Raw genomic sequence first — 6,050 nt, forward strand, 5'->3', positions numbered from 1 at the left:
AGCATTACTTTCAAGGTGCCTGCCCTACGAAGGTAATCACTTTTGTGGATAAGTGGCTTATTACAGAGTCTCTGGGAATATCATATTCCTGGGGACTTATTGTTTTCTTTATAGTATTCCATCCTGCAAAAGCATCATCGATGTACGCTTGCATAAGCTTGGTAGGAAGATTTACCTCAAATTGCGGCTCTATGACTTCCTCTGTATTCATGTTGTATTCCGTAACTTCTGAATTTATTACCAGACAAACAATTCCCTGACTTTTTATTCCCGCTTTTATTTCCAGTAATTTATCCAAAAAACTTTTCCGGCTATCTACATGTTCCAATGCAGATACAGCTAGAATAAGATCATAAGTATTTTCAAGGACACTAAACTGTTCAATCGTGCAGACCATCCCGTTGATATTTTCCTCAACATCATGAATACTTGCATTGTGTTTTAACTTTTCAATAGCTATATCAAGAATATCTACACAGTCAACTAAACATCCTTTATCTTTGAACTGTTCAGCTAGATAAATACTATTCCTTCCTATCCCGCATCCAAGATCAAGTACACGTATGCAACCATGATCAGAAAGGAGCGGCACGATATCTTTTACCGTTTTAATTGGCTTTTTAAGCCAACTATCTGTGTTGTATAACTCTTCATCATTATAGATTTTTATATGAGATATCTTTTCACTTTCTCGTATTTTATCTATCCTTGACTTCATTCCTGTTTCCTCTCAGATGCTATCTTTTTTGCCCTTTCCAGTACATCTGATAAATTATCAGCAGATAATTGTTCTCCATATGCTTCCGCGTTTTTAAGAATCTGAAAGTTTTTTCTTTCGACACTACGTTCTTCGGCATAGAGATTTTTTAAGTCTATGGCACCATAGATTTCATCTAAAAAAGACACTGCCTCTTTAGAATGTTGTAAAGAATCTACACTTCCGTAAAGATTTTCCACTGCGGTAATGATATCCTCTTTACTTATTTTTTCTTCTGAGATGACCCCAATAATATCAGACCTGTCATATTTGTACGGACGTAGCGAAGCTAATTTCATTGCAATAATGTATGCTCCGGGCATAGTTCTAACATGAAGAATATTTGAAAAGGTTTTATATGGAATTGAATATTGCGGTATCTTATCGGAATATGAGCGAGTCTTTTTAAAATCATCATTGAGCCAACCGCTTTTTAATCCATTTTCATCACCAACAATATTTATGGCATCTTTCATAACGGAAGATGCTCTTATAAATGCATCTATATCTGTAGTTGAATTACGGAAATTGAATCTTGATACAATTGCTGCTCCGCCTATCAATATAATTTCCGCATCAGTATATTTTCCATTAAGCTTTCTAAATTTTTTGCCTAATTGCTTAAGATAATTATCCAAGTTTTCTTTTGAATAAAAGATATCATTATCAGCCATGTATCACATCTCCCTCGACAATGTTGAATGCTAAAAATTCAGGGATAGCATCTTTTTCCATCTTTTTTAGAAGCGAATTTTTATTGGTCAGCTTTTTCTCTATAACCGCATCAATTGGATAGATTTTCTCTTTTAATTTTTGATTTCTGATGTAATTGTAATTTGTACACTTTGGGATATCATTTAATCTGCTGAGATAATCAACCATGGCAACCATATACATTGCCTCAGCGTAGCAACATAATCTCCAAAAGCGATCTATCTTCTTATCTTCCAGAACCTCAATAACATACTCGACCTGGCCCATACGATTCACCAAATGGCATTGTTCACTCTTAAATAATGTGAATGTATATTTCTGATTGCATAAAAAGACCAAATCTTCCACTGACAGATCCAACGCTTTTGCTATTGGCAAAACTTTACCCAAGGCACAATTATTTATATCAGATTTGCCATTTACCAAATTATATACTGTCGGATATGATACTCCGGATAATTCTGCCAACTTGTATAAAGAAATTTTCTTATTTTTTATATACTCATCTATAAGCATATCTTCTACCTCGCACTCATTATATACGTTGTCGTATATATCTCTTGTCCAAATTATATACGCTAACGTATATAGCAGTCAACAATAATTATATACGTAACCGTATATATGATCAGACAAAAAAATCCGAGACTTTTACATCCCGGATTTTTCCAAATATATTTTTATCCCAAATTTCTGATAAGATTAACCATCTCAATAGCGCCCTGTGCACATTCAAAGCCCTTGTTTCCTGCTTTTGTGCCGGCTCTTTCGATTGCCTGTTCGATATTGTCTGTTGTGAGGACACCGAACATAACGGGAATACCGCTGTTTAAGCTGACCTGCGCAACTCCTTTTGAAACTTCCGCGCAAACGTAGTCATAGTGCGATGTCGATCCTCTGATAACTGCGCCGAGGCAGATAACGGCATCGTACTTGCCACTCTTTGCCATCTTGTCAGCGATAAGAGGAATCTCAAATGCTCCGGGAACCCATGCAACTTCAATGTCATCATCATTTACATTCTCTCTCTTAAGCGCATCAACCGCACCACCGAGGAGCTTTGACGTGATAAATTCATTGAATCTTGCTACTACAATACCTACTTTAATCTTTTCCGATACCAGATTTCCTTCATAAACTCTCATGTATTTTTCTCCTTATCAATACTTATGAATTTGTATTTAAATGTTGTCAGGGACTAAACTCTATCAATTGCAAAAACTATGTTAGCCCCTGAGTTCATTGTGGTCCCATTTATTAAAATCTCAATATAATCGCTATTTCCGAATCGGTCACACCTTCAGGATATGCCCCATTCGAATCTTTTTGGTCTGTAGATAGAACTTATCGAAAGGATTTGCCTCTATCTCTATCGAAACACGCTTTGTTATCTTCATGCCATAGTCTTCAAGCTGATATACCTTATCCGGATTATTGGTCAAAAGATTAAGCGACTTAATTCCAAGGTCTCTAAGTATCTGTGCTCCTGTGTAGTATTCACGCATATCTCCGGGGAATCCAAGCGCAAGGTTTGCATCAAGGGTATCCGCTCCCTCATCCTGCAATTTGTAGGCTCTGAGCTTATTTACAAGCCCGATTCCGCGTCCTTCCTGACGCATGTACAAAAGAACTCCGCGTCCCTCTTCAGCGATCATCTTCATCGCCTTATCAAGCTGCTGTCCGCAGTCACATCGCATCGAACCAAAGACATCCCCCGTAAGGCACTCGGAATGCACTCTGCAAAGAACATCTTCTCCGTCTGAGATATCTCCCATAACAAGCGCCACGTGATGCTCACCGTTTATCTTGTTAATGTAGCAATGAGCCATGAATTTTCCGTATTTAGTCGGCATGTTTGCGATTGAAACACACTCTACAAGGTTATCGTAAATCTTTCTGTACTCAGCGATATCGGCAACCGTTATGTACGTAAGGTCATGCTCTTTTGCAAACTCCTTAAGATCGCCCTCGCGCATCATTGAGCCGTCATCCTTCATAATCTCGCAGCACAGTCCGCATTCCTTAAGCCCTGCGAGTTTAAGAAGATCCACTGTTGCTTCCGTATGCCCCTGTCTCTCTATAACACCGCCGCTCTTGGCAACAAGGGGAAAAAGATGTCCTGGCCTTCTCAAGTCATACGGATTACAGTCATCCGACGCACACATTCTTGCCGTCAAAGCTCTTTCATCTGCCGATATTCCCGTAGTTGTATCCTTGTGATCTATGGAAACGGTAAATGCCGTCTCATGGTTATCCGTGTTGTTATTGACCATGGGATTAAGGCAGAGCCTGTTTGCAATTTCTTCGCTTATCGGCATGCAGATAAGCCCGCGTCCGTACTTTGCCATAAAGTTTACAGCTTCACCCGTTACATTTTCGGAAGCGCAAATAAGATCCCCTTCATTTTCTCTTTTCTCATCATCGGCAACTACGATGACTTTTCCTTCTCTTAAGTCGGAAAGTGCTTTCTCTAAAAGCTTCTTGTCCATTCTTATAACCTCCTCTTAATAAAACCCATTCTGTAAAAGAAATTCTTTTGTGATTCTTCCGTTATCCTTATTTGTGTCGCAAAATTTTTTTATGTACTTTCCTATGATGTCTGTTTCAAGATTTACTTCATCTCCAACCTTTTTCGCGCCTAAAATGGTTTCCTTTAAAGTGTGCGGAATTATGGAAACGCTGAATGATGAAGTGCTGAGCCCGGCAACCGTAAGGCTTATCCCGTCTATTGCTATCGAGCCTTTTTCTACAATTCCTCCAAGGATTTTTTCTGAAGTTGTTATCTCAAACCACACCGCATTACCGTCATTTTTTATCGAAGCTATCTTGCCGGTTCCGTCTATGTGTCCCGAGACCATATGCCCGCCAAATCTGCCGCAGGCGCTCATGGCTCTTTCAAGATTTACAGGACTTCCTGTTCTGATTTTCATAAGGCTCGATCTTGAGAATGTTTCATTCATTACATCGCAGGTAAAAGAGCTGTCTGTATAAGTTACAACCGTAAGGCAGATGCCGTTTACCGCGATACTGTCACCGATATTTACATCTTCCAAAACCTTTTTACACGATATGCACAGGGTGCTTTCCTTAGAGCCTTTAGATATACTCTTGACTGTCCCCATTTCCTCAATTATTCCGGTAAACATTTATACTTAACCTCGCTTTCTATAAGCAGATCATCTCCGATTCGGGAGATATCGGTGACATTAAGTTCTATTGCCTCATCCGGTTCATCTATAAAAATGCCTGTTACAGGACTCTTTCCCATTCCTCCGAATATCTTAGGTGCCATATATGTGTAAACTTCATCAACTATGTGTGCTCTAAGCGCGCTGTTATTAAGTGTTCCGCCGCCTTCAAGGAGTATTCCGTCAATACCAAGGTCTCCAAGTTTTTCCATCAGGATGTTTAGATCTATTCCCTTAGAGTTCATCGGGACATTTACTATCTTGCAGCCCTTTTTCTCATATTGGGAAAGTTTCTCTTTATCTTCTGAAGCGGTAGCTATTATTGTCTTATTTGTATCTGCTGTCCGGACAACCTTTGAATCAAGCGGTGTCCTTAGGTTCGTATCGCAAATTATCCTGACGGGATCTCTGTGCGGCGTATCAAGACGGCAGTTTAACATCGGATCGTCGGCAATAACGGTAGATACTCCGACCATTATTCCCATTAGTCTGTTTCTGAGAACATGAACTTCTTTTCTTGATTCTTCACAGGTTATCCACTTTGATTTGCCTGTGTCTGTCGCAATCTTGCCATCTGCTGTCATCGCATATTTCATGACTACGTAAGGGCGCTCTTTCAAAATATATTTATTAAAGACTTTGTTTAATGCTGTACACTCGTCTGCAAGAACTCCCGTTACAACTTCTATTCCGTGATTACGAAGTATCTGTACACCTTTTCCCGCAACAAGTGGATTTACATCAAGTGCGCCCACGACAACTCTCTTTATGCCGTTTTCTATGATTGCCTCTGTGCAGGGAGGTGTCTTGCCATGATGGCAGCACGGCTCAAGTGTCACATATATGGTCGCTCCTTTAGGAGACTCACTGCAGTTCTTAAGTGCGTTTCTCTCTGCGTGAAGTTCTCCGAATTTTTCGTGATATCCTTCACCTATAATTACGCCGTCTTTTACTATGACAGCTCCTACAAGCGGATTTGGATTGACAAAGCCTGTACCTTTTTTGGCAAGTTCAATGGCTCTTTTCATGTATAATTCATCATTCATTTGTTGACCTCTGTTGTGGTATATGTACTAAAACTTCTAAGTGCTCTGTAAAAAAGTGCCTATGGCACTTCAACTCCCCTGCCCCTCAATCATGAGGGGTGGGGTTGTTTTTTGCCATAAATCTTTCATAATAGTTTTATGAAGCGTAATACTCTACAAGAATTATTCATCGACCATTACGAAGAAGTTCAATATACTCTTCATCCACGATCATCTGTCATGGAAAACATAGACAAGATGATCAACTGTGGTGACCCTTCATTTGGCGGGGCCATGTATGGTTGCCCCAAATGCGGGAATTTTAAGTTTGTTCCTTTTCGATGTCATTCTCGTTTCTGTCCCTCT

At 39.6% G+C, this 6,050-nt stretch carries 8 protein-coding genes; 1 reads left to right on the plus strand and 7 read right to left on the minus strand.

Annotated elements, in window-relative coordinates:
• Positions 1–10: 10 nt before the first annotated feature.
• From G628_RS0110100 to ribD, 7 genes are all read right to left on the minus strand, one after another.
• Positions 11–718: a class I SAM-dependent methyltransferase gene (locus tag G628_RS0110100; RefSeq protein WP_027209074.1), complete on the minus strand. Its 708-nt coding sequence runs from the start codon at positions 716–718 to the stop codon at positions 11–13.
• Positions 715–1,431 (minus strand): DUF6036 family nucleotidyltransferase, encoded by a 717-nt coding sequence (locus G628_RS0110105; RefSeq protein ID WP_027209075.1) that lies wholly within the window; start codon positions 1,429–1,431, stop codon positions 715–717. Before G628_RS0110105 ends, G628_RS0110100 begins: the two co-directional genes overlap by 4 nt.
• Entirely contained in the window at positions 1,424–1,987 is a 564-nt protein-coding gene (locus G628_RS17075; RefSeq protein ID WP_051199138.1) for a helix-turn-helix domain-containing protein, read from the minus strand. Before G628_RS17075 ends, G628_RS0110105 begins: the two co-directional genes overlap by 8 nt.
• Before the next feature lie 164 nt (positions 1,988–2,151).
• A complete protein-coding gene (ribE, locus tag G628_RS0110115; protein WP_026656274.1) occupies positions 2,152–2,616 on the minus strand; it encodes a 6,7-dimethyl-8-ribityllumazine synthase in 465 nt (154 codons plus the stop codon).
• 147 nt (positions 2,617–2,763) lie between these two features.
• Positions 2,764–3,960: a bifunctional 3,4-dihydroxy-2-butanone-4-phosphate synthase/GTP cyclohydrolase II gene (locus G628_RS0110120; RefSeq protein WP_027209076.1), complete on the minus strand. Its 1,197-nt coding sequence runs from the start codon at positions 3,958–3,960 to the stop codon at positions 2,764–2,766.
• 15 nt (positions 3,961–3,975) lie between these two features.
• Positions 3,976–4,617, minus strand: a complete 642-nt coding sequence (gene ribE, locus G628_RS0110125; protein ID WP_027209077.1) for a riboflavin synthase — start codon at positions 4,615–4,617, stop codon at positions 3,976–3,978.
• Entirely contained in the window at positions 4,602–5,705 is a 1,104-nt protein-coding gene (ribD, locus tag G628_RS0110130; RefSeq protein ID WP_027209078.1) for a bifunctional diaminohydroxyphosphoribosylaminopyrimidine deaminase/5-amino-6-(5-phosphoribosylamino)uracil reductase RibD, read from the minus strand. Before ribD ends, ribE (G628_RS0110125) begins: the two co-directional genes overlap by 16 nt.
• Positions 5,706–5,843: 138 nt before the next feature.
• Here ribD and G628_RS18540 point away from each other — a divergent pair.
• A partial coding sequence (locus G628_RS18540) for a transposase zinc-binding domain-containing protein (protein ID WP_081670664.1) occupies positions 5,844–6,050 on the plus strand: 207 nt, incomplete at its 3' end.

Source organism: Butyrivibrio hungatei NK4A153 (genome assembly GCF_000424465.1).
GTDB lineage: Bacteria > Bacillota > Clostridia > Lachnospirales > Lachnospiraceae > Butyrivibrio > Butyrivibrio hungatei_A.

Excerpts from the sequence above, each read along its gene's own strand:
- G628_RS0110105 (WP_027209075.1), bottom strand. The coding sequence starts at position 1,431 with ATGGCTGATAATGATATCTTTTATTCAAAAGAAAACTTGGATAATTAT.
- G628_RS0110100 (WP_027209074.1), bottom strand. The coding sequence starts at position 718 with ATGAAGTCAAGGATAGATAAAATACGAGAAAGTGAAAAGATATCTCAT.
- ribE (WP_026656274.1), bottom strand. The coding sequence starts at position 2,616 with ATGAGAGTTTATGAAGGAAATCTGGTATCGGAAAAGATTAAAGTAGGT.
- G628_RS0110120 (WP_027209076.1), bottom strand. The coding sequence starts at position 3,960 with ATGGACAAGAAGCTTTTAGAGAAAGCACTTTCCGACTTAAGAGAAGGA.
- ribE (WP_027209077.1), bottom strand. The coding sequence starts at position 4,617 with ATGTTTACCGGAATAATTGAGGAAATGGGGACAGTCAAGAGTATATCT.
- ribD (WP_027209078.1), bottom strand. The coding sequence starts at position 5,705 with ATGAATGATGAATTATACATGAAAAGAGCCATTGAACTTGCCAAAAAA.
- G628_RS17075 (WP_051199138.1), bottom strand. The coding sequence starts at position 1,987 with ATGCTTATAGATGAGTATATAAAAAATAAGAAAATTTCTTTATACAAG.